Below are 455 nucleotides of genomic sequence, written 5' to 3'. Positions count from 1 at the left end.
ACAACGAGGAGGTCGCTCTCGGTCGACGGGGCGTGGCGGCCACCGTCCGTGGAGAGCGTCCCCATCTCGACGGGAGCGCTACACAACTCGGCGATGTCGGCTTTGTACTGTTCGAGGGACTGTCGCCGGGCCGCCGAGTCGGTGGTGTCCCCGCAGTGACTCAGGTGGATTCGACCTTCGGACTCGCTCGCCAGCGCGTCCGCGACGGCGACTTTCGTCGGGTCGTACGGCCCCTGGCTCGCGAGCAGTTCGACGGTGTGAATCCCGTCGAGTTCGGGTCCCTTGAGTAGACCGGCTTCGCAGGGTGCGTGGCGGAGAATCCACGACGTATCGGTTCCGAAGAGCCGCTCGCTCACGCGCTTTGTCCCCGTCGGGTGCTCTACGAGGAGGAAGTCGACGTCCTGGTTGTCGGCGTAGTTGACGACCGCGTGTCGCGTGTCGTGGGTGACGATGGT

The 455-nt window shown here is 65.9% G+C and carries 1 pseudogene; it reads right to left on the bottom strand.

The annotated features are described in order from the left end of the window. Positions 1 to 455, bottom strand: a pseudogene (locus DVK07_RS21655) (amino acid transporter); the annotation flags it as partial.

The sequence above is a fragment of the Halorubrum sp. Atlit-26R genome (assembly GCF_003666015.1).
Lineage (GTDB): Archaea > Halobacteriota > Halobacteria > Halobacteriales > Haloferacaceae > Halorubrum.
Note: the sequence above shows the minus strand (reverse complement) of the source record. Positions and strands in the feature narration are given on the sequence as shown.